Consider the following 15,048-nt stretch of genomic DNA (forward strand, 5'->3'; position numbering starts at 1 on the left):
CGATTGAGCAAACACAATCGCCCAATTCCACTACTTCCCTACCACCCCAAAACGACTGTCCGTCGTTAACCCGCGACAACTAATCCTCCCTTCCTTTGATAGCTCCCACGCTCCAGCGTGGGAGCACCGACCCGCGGCGCTCTGCGCCGCAGGCCCGAGCCGGACGCTGAGCGTCCTGGGAGGCATTCCCACGCGGAGCGTGGGAACCATCAGGATTCTCCCTTCCTGCACCAGCCGGATCGGCCACACCCCATCTGATCCGTTTTTTATTCGCCGATCTGAATCTGTTACTCAATCAGCCTTGCGCGGACCATTCGCCTCATTCCTAGAAAGCTCTGATGAGGCTTAATGCCATGACCGAACGCATCCCCGCCCGGATCGTCGAATCCATCGATCCCCAGCCAATCCGCCTGACCCCGTCCCTGGCCGGCGGGCCGATCCACACCCGCAGTTTCAGCGGCCAGTTTCGCAATCTGCGGCGCTACGGCGCCGGCCTGCTGTGCCTGTTGTTCTTCGGCACGGCCTGGCTGGACTGGGACGGGCGCCAAGCGGTGCTGTGGAATCTCGCCGAACACCGCTACTACATCTTCGGCGCGACCTTCTGGCCGCAGGATTTCATTCTCCTGTCGGCGTTGCTGATCATCTGCGCATTCGGCTTGTTCGCCATCACCGTGGTCGCCGGGCGGGTCTGGTGCGGCTACAGCTGCCCGCAGAGCGTGTGGACCTGGATGTTCATGTGGGCGGAAAACCTCACCGAGGGTGAGCGCCACCAGCGTATTCGCCTGGATGCCGCGCCTTGGTCGCCGAGCAAGTTGCTGCGCCGTAGCGCCAAACACGGTCTGTGGCTGGCACTCAGCCTGGCCACCGCACTGACCTTCATCGGCTACTTCACGCCGATCCGGCCGCTGGCGCTGGAGCTGTTCAGCCTGCAACTGGAAGGCGCCGAGCTGTTCTGGATTTTGTTCTTCACCGGCGCGACCTACCTCAACGCCGGCTGGCTGCGCGAGAAAGTCTGCGTGTACATGTGCCCCTACGCACGCTTCCAGAGCGTGATGTTCGATCAGGACACCCTCACCGTGGCCTACGACGCGGCGCGCGGCGAAGGCCGCGGACCGCGCAAGAAAGGCAGCGACCATCGCGCCGCCGGCCTCGGCGATTGCATCGACTGTCAGCTGTGCGTGCAGGTTTGCCCGACCGGCATCGACATCCGCGACGGCTTGCAGGTCGACTGCATCGGCTGCGCAGCGTGTGTCGACGCCTGCGATTCGATCATGGACAAGATGGGCTACGAGCGCGGCCTGGTGCGTTACGCCTCGGAACGCGAGCTGCAGGGCGGCAGCACGCATTGGCTGCGCCCTCGCCTGCTCGGCTATGCCGGCGCCCTGCTGCTGATGCTTGGCGCGTTCGTCTGGGCGCTGGATGTGCGTCCGCTGGTATCGCTCGAAGTAGCCCGCGACCGCAGCCTGTTCCGCGAGAACGCCGCTGGGCAGATCGAGAACGTCTATCGCCTCAAGCTGATCAACAAGACCCAGGAACCGCAGCGCTATGCCCTGGGCCTGCTGAATGAAGGGCCGTTCCGCCTGGAGGGCGCGCACCAGCAATTGCAGCTGGCGGCCGGGGAGATTCTTGAGTTACCGGTAAGCGTCACCCTGACCGCCGCTCAAGCGCCGGCCAGCACCACGCCCGTGCAGTTTCAGGTGCGCAACCTGGCCGCTGCCGGCGAGCGGGCCCAGGCCGGCAGCATCTTCATCGCCCCCGCGCTGCGCTGAGCGTCGCATGGCCGCACAACTCCCCGTAAAGTGGCGGCACCTGCAGGCAGCTCGCGCGGACTCGATGAAACGCTACGAACAATTCGCCGACCAGATCGCTCACCTGATCCGCTCCGGGGTGCTCGCCGCCGGCGACAAGGTGCCGTCGGTGCGGCATGCCAGCCGCACCTACCGGGTTAGCCCATCGACCGTGTTCCAGGCTTATTACCTGCTCGAAGATCGCGGTCTGATCAGCGCCCGGCCGCGCTCCGGCTACTTCGTCCGCGAACTGGCCGAGCACCCGCTGGCCGAACCGCAGGCCACTGCCCAAGCCGCGCGCACCACCTCGGTGGACGTCAGCGAGCTGGTGTTCTCGGTGCTCGGCTCGCTGAAAGACCCGCACACCGTGCCATTCGGTTCGGCCTTTCCGAGCCCTGAACTGTTTCCCCTCGCGCGCCTGGCGCGCTCGATGGCTCATGCCCTGCGCGACATGCCGGCGCACGCGGTGATCGCCGACATGACCGCCGGCAATCCCGACCTGCGCCGGCAGATCGCCCTGCGTTACATGGCCAGCGGCGTGCGCCTGCCGTTGGAGGAGCTGGTGATCAGCAACGGTGCCATGGAGGCGCTGAACCTGTGTTTGCAATGCGTGACCAGCCCAGGCGATCTGGTCGCCATCGAGTCGCCGGCCTTCTACGCCACCCTGCAGGTGCTCGAACGCCTGCAGCTCAAGGCGGTGGAAATTCCCGTGCACCCGCGCGAAGGCATCGACCTGGCGACCCTCGCCGATAGCCTGGCGCGCCTGCCGATCAAGGCCTGCTGGTTCATGAGCAGCCTGCAAAATCCACTCGGCGCGAGCATCAGCGAAGACAACAAGCGCGCGCTGTACGAGCTGCTGCACCAGCATCAGGTGCCGCTGATCGAGGACGACGTGTACGCCGAGTTGTATTACGGCAGCCAGCCGCCGAAGCCGGTGAAGAGCTTCGACCGCGACGGCTTGGTGATGCACTGCGGCTCGTTCTCCAAGAGCCTGGCGCCGGGCTATCGGGTCGGCTGGGTGGCTGGCGGGCGGTATGCCGAGCAGATCAGCCGGCTCAAGCTGATGACTACTATCTCGCCCTCGGTGCCGGCCCAAGCGGCGATCGCCGATTACCTGCAGCACGGCGGCTACGATCGCCACCTGCGCAAGCTGCGGCATGCCCTGGAAAGCCAGCAAGACGCCATGCTCGCCTCCGCCGCCCGACACTTTCCGCCGGGCACGCGAGTCAGCCGACCGAGCGGCGGTTACTTTCTGTGGTTCGAGTTCCCCGCGGCGGTGGATTCGCTGCAGCTGTTCCAGCTGGCCCTGGCCCAAGGCATCAGCCTCGCCCCCGGGCCGATCTTTTCCGCCACCCGCGGCTTTCGCAACTGCGCCCGCCTCAACCACGGCCATCCGTGGACGGCGCAGAGCGAGCGGGCCATGGAAGTGCTGGGGCGGATTCTCGCGACGTTTTGAAGCCGTGCAAACGGTGGAAAATGCTGCGCAGTTTTCCACCCTACGCGGGCAGCGATACGAACCGGCCAGCGCTGGCCTGACAGGGGTGGATAACGCTGTGCTTATCCACCACTCCGCCGGCCGATAATTCTCACAGGCGAGAACCGTAGGATGGGGCGGGCCGCGCAGGTTGAGCGCAGCGATACCCATCCTACGATCCGGGTATGAATAGACGGCGGGGATTTCATGTTTCGTATCCCCTCGCCCCGCCGGGGAGAGGGTTAGGGAGAGGGGTCGTGCAGACGCTACACCTCAGCCCTCTCCCCCCGCCCCTCTCCCATAAATGGGCAGAGGGGAGTCAGCGCACCGTATCGCCACAGACCGTAGGTTGGGCTGAGCACAGCGATGCCCAAAAAACCGATAGCGATGGGTATCGCTACGCTCGACCCACCCAAGCAGCAACTAGCGCAGCTGGGTGAACGCCAGCTTCACGCCCAAGGCAATCAACACCGCACCCATCGCCCGGTCGAACCAATGGCCCATGCGCGCGAAACCGGCGCGCACGCGCTGCTGGCTGAACAACCGCGCCACCAGGCAGAACCACAGCGCAGTGGCCAGCGCCAGGTAAACGCCATAGCCGGCCTGCACCCAATGTGGGGTGTGCGGGTCGATGACCACGGTGAACAGCGAGAGAAAGAACAACGTCGCCTTGGGGTTCAGACCGTTGGTGACGAAGCCGGTGACGAAAGCGCCGCGAGAGCTGCGCGCCAGTGGCTCGACGCTGGACGACTCGAGGCTGGCCGGCGCCGCCGGCTTGGCGCGCAGGGCCTTGATGCCGATGTACAGCAAGTAAGCCGCGGCCAGCCATTTCAGCGCGTTGAACAGCAGAATCGACTGCGAGACGATCAAGCCGATGCCGAGCAGCGAATAGCCGACATGCACGAAAATCCCGGTGCCGACGCCCAGCGCAGTCCAGGTACCGGCGCGGCGACCGTTGGCCACGCTTTCACGCACCACGATGGCGAAATCCGGACCGGGGCTGGCGACAGCCAGTAGGTGAATGAGGACAACGGTAAGGAATTCCGCCCAGTACATAGCACTCTCCAAAAGCTCGCGGCTCACCTTACGCCGCCTTGGCAGCCGTCGACAGATACAGTTGGAAGCGATCGACCAGGATCAGCAGGCAAATCTCGCCAAACCACCTGACTTAGAACCTGTTTACGATCTCGCGAGCTAGAGCCATGCAAGACAAAACAGGCGAGGAAGCGGAGTTTACGGGCTGTAAATGAGCATTACTCGTTTCACTCGCCCTTCGGGTCGCGCTGCAGCGCGTTAGCCACAAGCGGCTTTCCGAGCCTGTTTTTAACGCAGCAGGGCCGACGCGCAGCAGATCGTAAACAGGTTCTTAGAGCTTTTCCTTGAACAGGCTGAGATCGAACCGCCGCACCCGATTGCGCCCAGCAGCCTTGGCCTGATACAGCGCCCGGTCGGCACAATGCAGCAAAGCAGCCGCACTTTCGCCCTCGCCAGACGGCACCAGCACGTGCAGCCCGGCGCTGATAGTCACCACGCCGAACGAGCTGCCGGCATGCACGATGTGCTGGGCTTGCAGGGTATGCCGAATCAATTCGGCGACGCTCTCAGCGCCCGCCGCATCGGTTTCCGGCAGCAGCACGCAGAACTCCTCGCCACCGTAACGCGCCGCCAGATCGCCCGGGCGCTTCTGGCCACAGCGTAGCGCCTGCGCCACGTTGCGCAGACACTCGTCGCCGGCGTTATGGCCATACAGGTCGTTGAACTGCTTGAAGTGATCGACGTCCAGCAGCACCAAGGCCAGCGGCCGTTGATGACGCGTGGCTCGCAGGACCTCCTCGTCCAGCCGGGCCATCAAGCAGCGGCGGTTGGCCAAGCCAGTCAGCTCGTCCTCCAGGGCCAGCTTTTCCAGGCGCTGATTCAGCGTTTCCAGGCTGTCGCGAGCGCTGCGCAGCTGCTCTGCGGCAAGCATCCCGGACTTGATCAAACGAATCAGGTAGAAGCCGAACAAACCCAGCAGCACGACCACGAAAAGTGTCGCAGCCGCCTGTCGATACGACTCGCTGCGCCAGCTGGCCAGCGCTTCATCCCGCGACAGCGCCGCGGTGACCACCAGCGGGTAGCCTTCCAGATGCCGGTAGCTGTACAGCCGCTCGACACCATCCATGACAGAGACGAAGCGCGCGTTACCGACCGGTTGCTGACGCAGGTAGGTGCTGAAAATCGGGCTGGAAGACAGCTTCTTGCCGATCATGCTCTCCAGGTACGGCTGACGCACCAGCAGCGTGCCGTCATCGCGAGCCAGAGTAATGGCACCGTGATCCTTCAGATCGAAGGTGTCGTAGAACTGCTGGAAGTAGCTCATGTTGATCGCCGCCAGCACCACGCCGGCGAACTGGCCTTGCGCATCGTCGACCCGCCGCGAGACCGGAATGATCCAGTCGCCGGTGGTGCGGCTGCGCACAGGCAGGCCGACATGCGGACCACTGCCGGGGTTATCGCGATGAAACTGGAAATACTCGCGGTCGCTGTTATTGACGCCGGATGGAAGATGGTTGAACGAATTGGCCAGCCAGTTACCGTCGCGATCGAAGGCGAACAGACCGAGCAACTGCGACAGCCCGCCAGTCTGCAGCTTCATAAAGCGTTCCAAGCGGGGCATGGCCGCCGGTCCCTGGCCATCGGTCTGCAGCCGCTCGACCAGCCCGACCAATACGGTGTCGGCCTTGATCAGGGTGTCCTGCGCATGGCGCGCCAGAGCGTAGGCGAGGTTGGAGGTCGAACTTTGCGCTTCCTGCAGCCGGGCGTCGCGGGCCGCATCGATCATCCAGGCCACGCCGAGAATCAGCGACAGCGCCACCGACACCACGAACAGCCGTGCCATCGGCAGCAGCCTGTGAGGTTTGAGCAAGCGCGTCGAAAGCGGTTGGCGTGGCGACAGATCGGTCATGGACCACTACTGGAGTCGCGGATGGATAGCACGCATATAAGCACCTTTGCCGCCGAGCCGACAGCCAAAGGTGCAATGGTTTACTCCAATAAGTCGATTATCGTGCTCTGCTCATCTCGTCAGCTAAAGCGGAATCCCCCATGACTAACCGTGCCGTTTTTCTCGATCTTGCTTCCCTCGACCTAGGTGATCTTGATCTGATCCCGCTGCGCCAGTCGTTCGACGAACTGGTCGTGCATGACGCCAGCCGCCCGGAAGAAATTGCCGAACGCCTGCGCGGCGCGCAGGTGGTGATCAGCAACAAGGCGCCGATCGACGCCACCACCCTGGCCTCCTGCCCGGACCTCAAGCTGGTGCTGCTGTCGGCCACCGGTACCAACAATGTCGACCTGGACGCCGCGCGCGCCCAGGGCGTGCGTGTCTGCAACTGCCAGGGCTACGGCACCCCATCGGTCGCCCAGCACACCTTGATGCTGCTGCTCGCCCTCGCCACCCGCCTGCCCGACTACCACGACGCGGTACGGGCCGGGCGCTGGCAGCAGGCGAGCCAGTTCTGCCTGCTGGATTTCCCGATCATCGAGTTGCAAGGCAAGACCCTCGGCCTGCTCGGACATGGCGAACTGGGCGGCGCGGTGGCCAAGCTCGCCGAAGCGCTGGGCATGCGCGTGTTGCTCGGTCAGCTGCCCGGCCGCCCGGCGCGCGACGGGCGCCTGCCGTTGAGCGAATTGCTGCCGCAGGTGGATGCCCTGACCCTGCACTGCCCACTCAACGAACAAACCCGCAACCTGATCGGCGCCGCCGAGCTACGGCTGATGAAACCCAGCGCCTTGCTGATCAATACCGCACGGGGCGGCTTGATCGACGAACAGGCGCTGGCCGATGCCTTGCGCGCCGGTCACCTGGGCGGTGCGGCCACCGATGTGTTGACCGAAGAGCCGCCGCGCCAGGGCAATCCACTGCTGGCCGGCGACATCCCGCGACTGATCATCACCCCGCACAACGCCTGGGGCAGCCGCGAGGCGCGCCAACGCATCGTTGGTCAGTTGAGCGAAAATGCCCAGGCCTTCTTCGCCGGTGCACCGATCCGCGTGGTCGGCTAAGCTGCGCGGCTTTATTTTCTAGCTGCGGTTTTAATCGGAGAACGCCTATGGACCCGCGAAGCGAAGTGCTGCTGCGCCAAGCCGAACTGTTCGGCGGCAACCTGCTGCTGGCCGGCTTACCAGCTGACGATTTGCTCGCCGAGTTGCCGCACGCCCAGGGCTGGAGCTGGCACGCCGGCGATCAGGCGCGACTCGAGCAACGCTTCACCGGTCGCAGCCAGTTCGGCGTCGCACCACCGGCAACCGCATTCAGCGCCGCCGTACTGTTCCTGCCGAAATCCCGCGAACTCACCGATTACCTGCTCACCGCCCTGGCCGCGCGCCTGCCCGGCGCCGAACTGTTCCTGGTCGGCGAGAAACGCGCCGGTATCGAGCGCGCGGCCAAGCAACTGCAACCCTTCGGCCAGCCGTACAAGCTCGATAGCGCGCGGCACTGCCAATTGTGGAAGGTGCAGGTCGAGCAGACGCCCGCCGCGCCCGATCTCGAAGGGTTGGCGCGCCGTTATGAATTGCCGCTGGAGGATGGCCCACTGCAGGTGGTCAGCCTGCCCGGGGTGTTCAGCCATGGCCGCCTGGATCGCGGCACCGCGCTATTGCTCGGTCAGCTCGACAATCTGCCAGCCGGACATTTGCTCGATTTCGGTTGCGGCGCAGGAGTCCTGGGTGCGGTGCTCAAGCGCCGCTACCCACACAACCGGGTGACCATGCTGGACGTCGATGCCTTCGCCGCCGCCAGCAGCCGTCTGACCCTGGCCGCCAATGCGCTGGACGCCGAGGTACTGTGCGGTGACGGCATCGCCGCCGCGCCGCTAGAGCTCAGCGCGATTCTCAGTAATCCGCCGTTCCACGAGGGCGTGCATACCCATTACCAGGCCAGCGAAGATCTGCTGCGCGAGGCCGCCCGCCATTTGCAGCCCGGAGGCGAGTTGCGCCTGGTGGCCAACAGTTTTCTCAAATACCCGCCATTGATCGAGCAGTACCTCGGCGCCTGCCAGACCCTCGCCAGCGGCGACGGCTTCCGCATCTACCGCGCGCGGCGCAAAGCGTAGGGTGGGTTAGCAGCGCCATACCGAGAGGCCTAAATTCATCACGGCCTCCGAGCGCGGCGTAACCCACCAGCGCTGTCTGCCCGGACACCAAGCGGCGGGTTACGGCGCGCTCATATCGGCGCTCAATCAATACTCCGTGGCGCGCCTAACCCGCCCTACGGTTTACCTTCGCCTGCATCTTCCCATCAAGCCCGCCCACTTGCTTTTGTACAATCAGCACGCACACTCCATGAAGCCAACGGATCGGCGCACTGCCGCATGCCCCCTGTTATCGAGGTTGTCTTGAAGACCGTCACCCGTGAAGCCGCGCTAATCTTCGCCAAATCGCCGGAAAAGACCCCACCGCAACTCAAGCGTTCGCTGAAACCACGCCACCTGAACATGATCGCCATCGGCGGCTCGATCGGCACCGGGCTGTTCGTTGCTTCCGGCAGCACGGTGGCCACCGCCGGCCCCGGCGGCGCACTGCTGGCCTACGCGCTGATCGGCCTGATGGTGTTCTTCCTGATGACCAGCCTGGGCGAATTGGCCGCCTACATTCCGGACTCCGGCTCGTTCTGCACTTATGGCAGTCGCTTCATCGACGAGGGTTTCGGCTTCGCCATGGGCTGGAACTATTGGTACAACTGGGCGGTGACCATCGCCGCCGAGCTGGTCGCGGCGCAATTGGTGATGAGCTTCTGGTTCCCCGACGTGCCCGGCCTGTACTGGAGCGCGATATTTCTCGCCTTGATGTTCTTGCTCAACTTCTTCTCGGTGAAGGGTTTCGGTGAGAGCGAGTTCTGGTTCGCGCTGATCAAGGTGATCGCCGTGGTGATCTTCATCGGCGTCGGCCTGGCGAGCATCATCGGCATCATGCATGGCATCGACTCGCCCGGATTCAGCAACTTCACCAGTGGCGACGCGCCCTTCGTCGGCGGCCTGCAGGCGATGGTCGGGGTGGCGATGATTGCCGGCTTCTCGTTCCAGGGCACCGAGCTGATCGGGGTCGCCGCCGGCGAGTCGGAGAACCCGCAGAAGACCATTCCGGTGGCGATCCGCCAGGTGTTCTGGCGCATCCTGATGTTCTACATCCTGTCGATCTTCGTCATCGGCATGCTGATTCCGTATACCGACCCCAACCTGCTGAAGACCGGCGATGCGAGCATCAGCACTTCGCCATTCACCCTGCTGTTCGAGCGCGCCGGGCTGGCTGCGGCGGCCGGGGTAATGAACGCGGTGATCCTCTCGGCGATCCTCTCGGCCGGTAACTCCGGCATGTATGCTTCGGCGCGCATGCTTTACACCATGGCCGTGCAGCACAAGGCGCCCAAGCTGTTCAGCCGCCTGTCGCAGAACGGCGTGCCACGCAACGCGCTGTACGCGACCACGCTGATCGGTGCGCTGTGCTTCCTCACCAGCTTCGTCGGCGACAAGACAGTGTACACCTGGCTGCTGAATACCTCGGGAATGTGCGGCTTCATCGTTTGGCTGGGTATTGCCATCTCCCACTACCGCTTCCGCAAGGGCTTCGTGCTGCAAGGCGGCGATCTCAACGAGCTGCCCTATCGCGCCAAGTGGTTTCCATTCGGCCCGCTGTTCGCCTTCTGCCTGTGTCTGGCGATTACCCTCGGGCAGAACTATCAGGCCTTCTTTGGCGAGCAGATCGACTGGGCCGGGCTGGTCGCCACGTACATCAGCTTGCCGCTGTTCCTCGCCATCTGGTGGGGCTATCGGCTGAAAAATCACTCGCAATTCGTGCGCTACGAGGAAATGAACGTACGCTCGGCCCACGAGCAAGAGTGAGCAAAAAGTTGCTCACCCCCCACGTCTTGGGCACAATGCACCCCGTCCTAGGGGAGTAGTCTCCCACGAGCGCCCTGCTCGTATGGTACGCGTCAACATACTTGGTCCACAGACCATGGCGCGTACGACCCAAGCCTGCTCAGACAGGCTCGCGGTTTGACAAGACCTATGACACGAATGACCTGACCCGGGGTGGGCAGGCGTACGTGTCATATGTGATTAGTCGACCCGCCCCTTAGGAAGTCTGATGCTGGAATCCCTACTGGTCCCTACCGGAATCGTTGCCATCGCCGAAATCGGTGATAAGACGCAGCTGCTCGCCCTGCTGCTGGCCGCACGCTTTCGCAAGCCCTGGCCGATCATCGCCGGGATCGTCGCCGCGACCCTGGCCAACCATTTCGCCGCCGGCGCCATCGGCAACTGGGTCGCCAGTTTCTTCTCCGCCGTGACCCTCAGCTGGATTCTGGCTGCCTCGTTCGCCGCCGTGGCGCTATGGACGCTGGTGCCGGACAAAATGGATGACGACGAAGCCTCGAAATTCAAACGCTATGGCCCGTTCCTCACCACCCTGATCGCTTTCTTCCTGGCCGAGATGGGCGATAAGACGCAGATCGCCACGGTGATGCTCGCCGCGCAATACCCGCACCTGCTGATGGTAGTGATCGGCACCACGGTGGGCATGCTGCTGGCTAACGTACCGGTGGTACTAGCGGGCAACTTTGCCGCCGAGCGCTTACCGCTGGATCTGATTCGCAAGATTGCTGCCATCGCCTTCGCCATTCTGGCGGCAGCTGCCGGCTACCACGCCTTGCAACTGAGCGGCTTCATCTGACCTGACCCTGACGCCGGCAGAGCGGCGTTTCGGCCAATGCCGCTCCGATCCGCACTGCTAGAGTGCGTCGAAGCCTCTTCCTCGACGCACTCTGGAGTAACGGATGACCCTGGACGACATGAAACGGCTGATTCGCCAGCACATCGATCTATCTTGGAATCGTGGGCGGCTGGCTCTCGCCGAGCACCTACACAGCAAGACCTTTCTGTACAAAAGCTCGTTTGCCGGTCACCCCATAAATAGCGCCGCTTTCGTCGCTCTGGTTCAGGAAATCCGCGGTGCCATGCCGGATCTGGAGGTGGTGGTCGAGGAGTGCCTGGCCGAGGGCAACAAGGTGTTCAGCTGGAGCACGCTGATCGGCACTATCAGCAAACCGGCGTTTGGCTATCCGGTCAGCGACAAGGTGTTGAGTATTTCCGCCATGGCCTGCTGGACCATCGGCAGCAACGGCTTGATCGAAGAAATCTGCACCATGTTCGACATGGAAAGCTTCCGCGCTCAGCTGGGGCTGCAGTCTCGCCCGCTGGCGGAAACCGCCCTGCCGTAAAGCAGCGTCCGCCGATTAGTTCAGATAGCCGTTGGCCCGAAACCACTGGATGGTGCGGGTCAGCGTCTCTTCCACCGACGTTTCGGCGACAAAGCCGAGTTCGTCACGGGCTTTCTGGCCATCCAGATACTGCCCGCCCGCCATCACCGCAATCGTCGTGTCGTCCAGCAACGGCAGCTTGCCGGTCAGTCGATAACGCACTCGACCGAGCCCGGCGAGTAGCTTGGCGGCCGGCAATGGCAACGGGGTCGGCGCCGGCACACCCAGTAACGCCGCGACCCGCCCAGTCAGTTCGCGCATATCGATGTTGTGCCCGGTGAGCAGATAGCGCTCGCCAATGCGCCCTTTCTCCAATGCCAACAGCAAACCGCGCCCGGCATCGCTGGCATCGATCAGGTTGCGCTGGCCCGATACGTAACGGCTCATCAGGCCGTTGCTCATGGCGGTAATCAAACGCCCGGTGCTCGGTCCGACATCGAATTCGCCGAGGCTCATACCAGGAATGCCGATCACCACTGGTAAACCGCTACGCGCCTGCTCGCGGGCCTGCTCGTCGAGCGCCCACTTGCTCAGCAGATAGGCATTGCGCCAGCTCGGCATGGCTTCGTGGAACAACCCTTCATGCCCTGGCAGGCCCCGTGGATGGCGTGGCAAGGCGATGGCCGCGCCGACATAGAGAATCCGCGGTACCCGTGCGGCCTGACAGGCCGCGTAGAAGTGCTTGCTGCGGCTCAACGCGTTGGACACATCGTCCTGCCAGCGCCGCGGCTTGGTGGGGTAGTAACCGGCGCAGAACATCACCCCGTCCAGCCCCTGCAAGGCGCGGCTCAGGGCCTGGTGATCGAGCAACTCGGCGGAGCGGTATTCCGGCTCGAGATAGGCCAACCGCTCGATGCGTGAGGATGGCCGGTGGATCAGCACCAATTGGTGGCCGGCCGCCCGCACCGCGCGGGCGCAATGATGACCGAGCAAACCGGTCGCCCCCAGAACGCCAATCTTCACGACAGCTCCTTGCCTTCAACCCGAAGCGAGCAGTCTAGGACGGCATTTTTCGATACACCAGCAGTCATTGACGGCCTTTGGCCTGCTCATACAGCGGCATCACTTTGGGGATCGCCGCCTGCAACGCGGAGATGCGGCTGCCGGACGATGGGTGGGTGCTCATGAACTCCGGCGGCGCGCCTTCGCTGGCCTGGGCCATCTTGTTCCACAGGGTGACCGCGGCGTTGGGGTTGTAGCCGGCGCGGGCCGCCAGCTCCAGGCCGATCAAGTCAGCCTCGTTCTCATTGCTGCGGCTGTTGGGCAGAGTCATCAGGTACTCCACGCCCATGTTGGCCATCTGCATGCTGCCCGCGCCAACGCCCATCGCGGCGCCGATCTGGCTGGCCATCTGCACGCCGTAGGCTTTGGACATGGCCTCGCGGCCATGCTCGCGCAGGGCGTGGGCGATTTCGTGGCCCATCACCGCGGCCAATTCGTCATCGCTAAGTTTGAGCTGATCGATCAGGCCGCTGTAGACGATGATCTTGCCGCCCGGCCCGCAGTTGGCGTTGAGCTCTTGGCTATCGATCAGATTGACCTGCCAGTCCCACTGCGCGGCGTCCGGGCGGAACACCGGCGCCTGGGCGATCAAGCGGCGCGCGACGTTATCGACCTGGCGGGACTGCGCGCTGTTTTTGTCCAGCACGCCCTTGCCCGAGGCTTCGCTCAGGGTTTGCTGATAGGACTGGGCATACATCTGATTGACCTGGTCGGTCGACAGCATGCTGAACATGTACTGTTTGCGCTCGACGCCAACGGCGCCGCCGCTGGTGGTATTCACCGCCTGACAACCTGCCAGCAGCAACGCTGCGCTCAACCCGCCAAGACGAAACAAGGAAACCATGGTGACTCTCCAGTGAACGAGGACGACATGCTAGGCGCCGTCAATTGCCCGGGCAACCGCCGGCGTATTGAGCGAATAGACCAACGGTATTCATTTTTCTCACCGCTGTACTCATGACTTATTTGCCACCTGCCGATAACCGGCCACCGATTGCAATCGACTTGTGGTGCCGCATGAAATTCAGATCCATTCAGTTTTCCGTTGCCGCGTTGGCTGGCGCGAGTGTCCTGGCCGTCGTGATCGCCCTGGTGCTGTATGCACTGTTCGCCAGCGGTCGTACCCAGGCCCTGGTCGAGGAGCGTACGCAGAAGCAGCTTCAGCAGCTGATTGAAGGTCGCCTGACCGCCCTGGCCCGTGCCCAGGCCAGTCAAATCCAGCGTGAGCTGGACCTGCCGATGACCATCGCCAGCAGCCTGGCGCAAAGCAATGTGCTGATGGGTAAAACCGACGCCAACGGCGATGCGCAGCTGGGTATCAGCCGCGAGGAACTGTCCCGGCTAGTGCAGCAGACTCTGCACGGCAATCCCAAGCTGCTGGATGCCTATGTGGGTTGGGAGCCAAATGCCATCGATGCCAGCGACGCCCTTTACGCCAACCAACCAGGCCATGACGCGAGTGGACGTTTCATGCCCTGGTGGTTCCGCGACAGCGATGGCAGCCTGAAGCTGGAAACCCTCGGTGCCAGCATGGACAGCGAAAAGGTACTGTCCACCGGCGTACGCGAAGGCGAGTACTACCTGTGTCCAAAGCAGAGCAAGCGTAACTGCGCCATCGACCCGACCCCCGACGAATTGAACGGCAAAAAGATCATGCTCACCTCGTTCAACGCGCCGATTCTGGTCAACGGCGAGTTCAAGGGTGTTGCCGGCGCCGACCTGTCACTGGAGTTCATCCAGCAACTGCTGGTCAAGGCCGACCAGCAGCTGTACGACGGTGCTGGGGAAATGGCCCTGATCTCCAGCAACGATCGACTGGTCGCCTACACCAAGGACCCGAGCAAACTCGGGGCCACGGCAACCAATGCGCTGGATGCCAACGAGCTGAAGAACCTCAAGAACCTGCAAATCGATGAGGCCAAATTCGATTTAGACCCAGAACATGGTCACCTCGAGCTGTATCTGCCATTCAGCGTGGCGGGCACCGATACCCGCTGGACGCTGATGCTGCAAATTCCCCAGCAGGCGGTTTTCGCCGAGCTGACCGCGATGCAGAAGGATCTGGCCGAGCAGCGCGAAGAAGACACCCTGGGCATGATTCTGATCGGCCTGCTGGTCGCCGGACTGGGCCTGCTGGTGGTCTGGATGGTCGGCCACGGCATCGCGCGACCGCTCAAGCAGATGGTCGCCATGCTCGACGATATCGCCCAGGGCGAAGGCGACCTGACCCGCCGCCTGCACAGCGATCGCGTCGATGAGCTGGGCCTGATCGCCAGCGGCTTCAATACCTTTCTGAGCAAACTGCAAACCATGATCGGCCAGGTGGTCGGCTCGGTGCAGAAGGTCAGCGACTCCTCGGAGTACACCGCCGACATCGCCATCCGCACCAACCAGGGCGTGCAGAAACAGCTCTCGGAGATCGAACTGGTCGCCACCGCGGTGCACGAGATGACTGCCACCGCGCAGGATGTCGCGCGCAATGCCAGCCA

The 15,048-nt window shown here is 63.4% G+C and carries 11 protein-coding genes, 1 pseudogene and 1 riboswitch; of the genes and pseudogenes, 8 read left to right on the forward strand and 4 right to left on the reverse strand.

Annotation, left to right across the window (positions count from 1 at the left end; genetic code table 11):
* Positions 1–353: 353 nt before the first annotated feature.
* Entirely contained in the window at positions 354–1,769 is a 1,416-nt protein-coding gene (gene ccoG, locus NVV93_RS15340; RefSeq protein WP_258251509.1) for a cytochrome c oxidase accessory protein CcoG, read from the forward strand.
* A gap of 64 nt (positions 1,770–1,833) precedes the next feature.
* A complete protein-coding gene (gene mapR / locus NVV93_RS15345; RefSeq protein ID WP_258251510.1) occupies positions 1,834–3,243 on the forward strand; it encodes a GntR family transcriptional regulator MpaR in 1,410 nt (469 codons plus the stop codon).
* Positions 3,244–3,684: 441 nt separating this feature from the next.
* Here the strand turns inward: mapR and NVV93_RS15350 are convergent, their stop codons facing one another.
* Entirely contained in the window at positions 3,685–4,317 is a 633-nt protein-coding gene (locus NVV93_RS15350; RefSeq protein WP_258251511.1) for a LysE family translocator, read from the reverse strand.
* Between the two features lie 310 nt (positions 4,318–4,627).
* The gene (locus tag NVV93_RS15355) at positions 4,628–6,205 is read right to left on the reverse strand and encodes a sensor domain-containing diguanylate cyclase (RefSeq protein WP_258251512.1); all 1,578 of its coding nucleotides are present in this window, start codon (positions 6,203–6,205) and stop codon (positions 4,628–4,630) included.
* Between the two features lie 140 nt (positions 6,206–6,345).
* On the opposite strand from NVV93_RS15355, the gene NVV93_RS15360 reads away from it, so the two are divergent.
* The 5 genes from NVV93_RS15360 (at position 6,346) to NVV93_RS15380 (ending at position 11,518) form a co-directional block, all read left to right on the forward strand.
* Complete coding sequence (locus NVV93_RS15360) at positions 6,346–7,305, forward strand: 2-hydroxyacid dehydrogenase (protein ID WP_258251513.1); 960 nt, start codon at positions 6,346–6,348, stop codon at positions 7,303–7,305.
* 47 nt (positions 7,306–7,352) lie between these two features.
* On the forward strand, positions 7,353–8,354 hold the full coding sequence (locus NVV93_RS15365; RefSeq protein ID WP_258251514.1) for a class I SAM-dependent methyltransferase: 1,002 nt from the start codon (positions 7,353–7,355) through the stop codon (positions 8,352–8,354).
* A 381-nt stretch (positions 8,355–8,735) separates the two neighbouring features.
* A complete protein-coding gene (locus NVV93_RS15370; protein WP_258254388.1) occupies positions 8,736–10,139 on the forward strand; it encodes an amino acid permease in 1,404 nt (467 codons plus the stop codon).
* A gap of 38 nt (positions 10,140–10,177) precedes the next feature.
* A riboswitch (yybP-ykoY riboswitch) is annotated at positions 10,178–10,309 on the forward strand.
* Positions 10,310–10,389: 80 nt separating this feature from the next.
* Complete coding sequence (locus NVV93_RS15375) at positions 10,390–10,971, forward strand: TMEM165/GDT1 family protein (protein WP_258254389.1); 582 nt, start codon at positions 10,390–10,392, stop codon at positions 10,969–10,971.
* Between the two features lie 103 nt (positions 10,972–11,074).
* Positions 11,075–11,518: an ester cyclase gene (locus tag NVV93_RS15380; RefSeq protein ID WP_258251515.1), complete on the forward strand. Its 444-nt coding sequence runs from the start codon at positions 11,075–11,077 to the stop codon at positions 11,516–11,518.
* Between the two features lie 15 nt (positions 11,519–11,533).
* Here the strand turns inward: NVV93_RS15380 and NVV93_RS15385 are convergent, their stop codons facing one another.
* Both NVV93_RS15385 and NVV93_RS15390 read right to left on the reverse strand, forming a co-directional pair.
* Positions 11,534–12,520: an NAD-dependent epimerase/dehydratase family protein gene (locus tag NVV93_RS15385; protein WP_258251516.1), complete on the reverse strand. Its 987-nt coding sequence runs from the start codon at positions 12,518–12,520 to the stop codon at positions 11,534–11,536.
* A 64-nt stretch (positions 12,521–12,584) separates the two neighbouring features.
* The gene (locus tag NVV93_RS15390) at positions 12,585–13,403 is read right to left on the reverse strand and encodes a M48 family metallopeptidase (RefSeq protein WP_258251517.1); all 819 of its coding nucleotides are present in this window, start codon (positions 13,401–13,403) and stop codon (positions 12,585–12,587) included.
* A 434-nt stretch (positions 13,404–13,837) separates the two neighbouring features.
* On the opposite strand from NVV93_RS15390, the pseudogene NVV93_RS20195 reads away from it, so the two are divergent.
* A pseudogene (locus NVV93_RS20195) lies at positions 13,838–14,806 on the forward strand (methyl-accepting chemotaxis protein); the annotation flags it as partial.
* Between the last annotated feature and the right edge of the window lie 242 nt (positions 14,807–15,048).

Origin of the sequence: Pseudomonas sp. LS44, from assembly GCF_024730785.1 — a bacterium.
In the GTDB taxonomy this organism is placed as follows: Bacteria; Pseudomonadota; Gammaproteobacteria; order Pseudomonadales; family Pseudomonadaceae; genus Aquipseudomonas.

What these genes read in the sequence shown, in the direction of transcription:
- ccoG (WP_258251509.1), top strand. Translation starts at nt 354, where the DNA reads ATGACCGAACGCATCCCCGCCCGGATCGTCGAATCCATCGATCCCCAG.
- mapR (WP_258251510.1), top strand. Translation starts at nt 1,834, where the DNA reads ATGAAACGCTACGAACAATTCGCCGACCAGATCGCTCACCTGATCCGC.
- NVV93_RS15350 (WP_258251511.1), bottom strand. Translation starts at nt 4,317, where the DNA reads ATGTACTGGGCGGAATTCCTTACCGTTGTCCTCATTCACCTACTGGCT.
- NVV93_RS15355 (WP_258251512.1), bottom strand. Translation starts at nt 6,205, where the DNA reads ATGACCGATCTGTCGCCACGCCAACCGCTTTCGACGCGCTTGCTCAAA.
- NVV93_RS15360 (WP_258251513.1), top strand. Translation starts at nt 6,346, where the DNA reads ATGACTAACCGTGCCGTTTTTCTCGATCTTGCTTCCCTCGACCTAGGT.
- NVV93_RS15365 (WP_258251514.1), top strand. Translation starts at nt 7,353, where the DNA reads ATGGACCCGCGAAGCGAAGTGCTGCTGCGCCAAGCCGAACTGTTCGGC.
- NVV93_RS15370 (WP_258254388.1), top strand. Translation starts at nt 8,736, where the DNA reads ATGATCGCCATCGGCGGCTCGATCGGCACCGGGCTGTTCGTTGCTTCC.
- NVV93_RS15380 (WP_258251515.1), top strand. Translation starts at nt 11,075, where the DNA reads ATGACCCTGGACGACATGAAACGGCTGATTCGCCAGCACATCGATCTA.
- NVV93_RS15390 (WP_258251517.1), bottom strand. Translation starts at nt 13,403, where the DNA reads ATGGTTTCCTTGTTTCGTCTTGGCGGGTTGAGCGCAGCGTTGCTGCTG.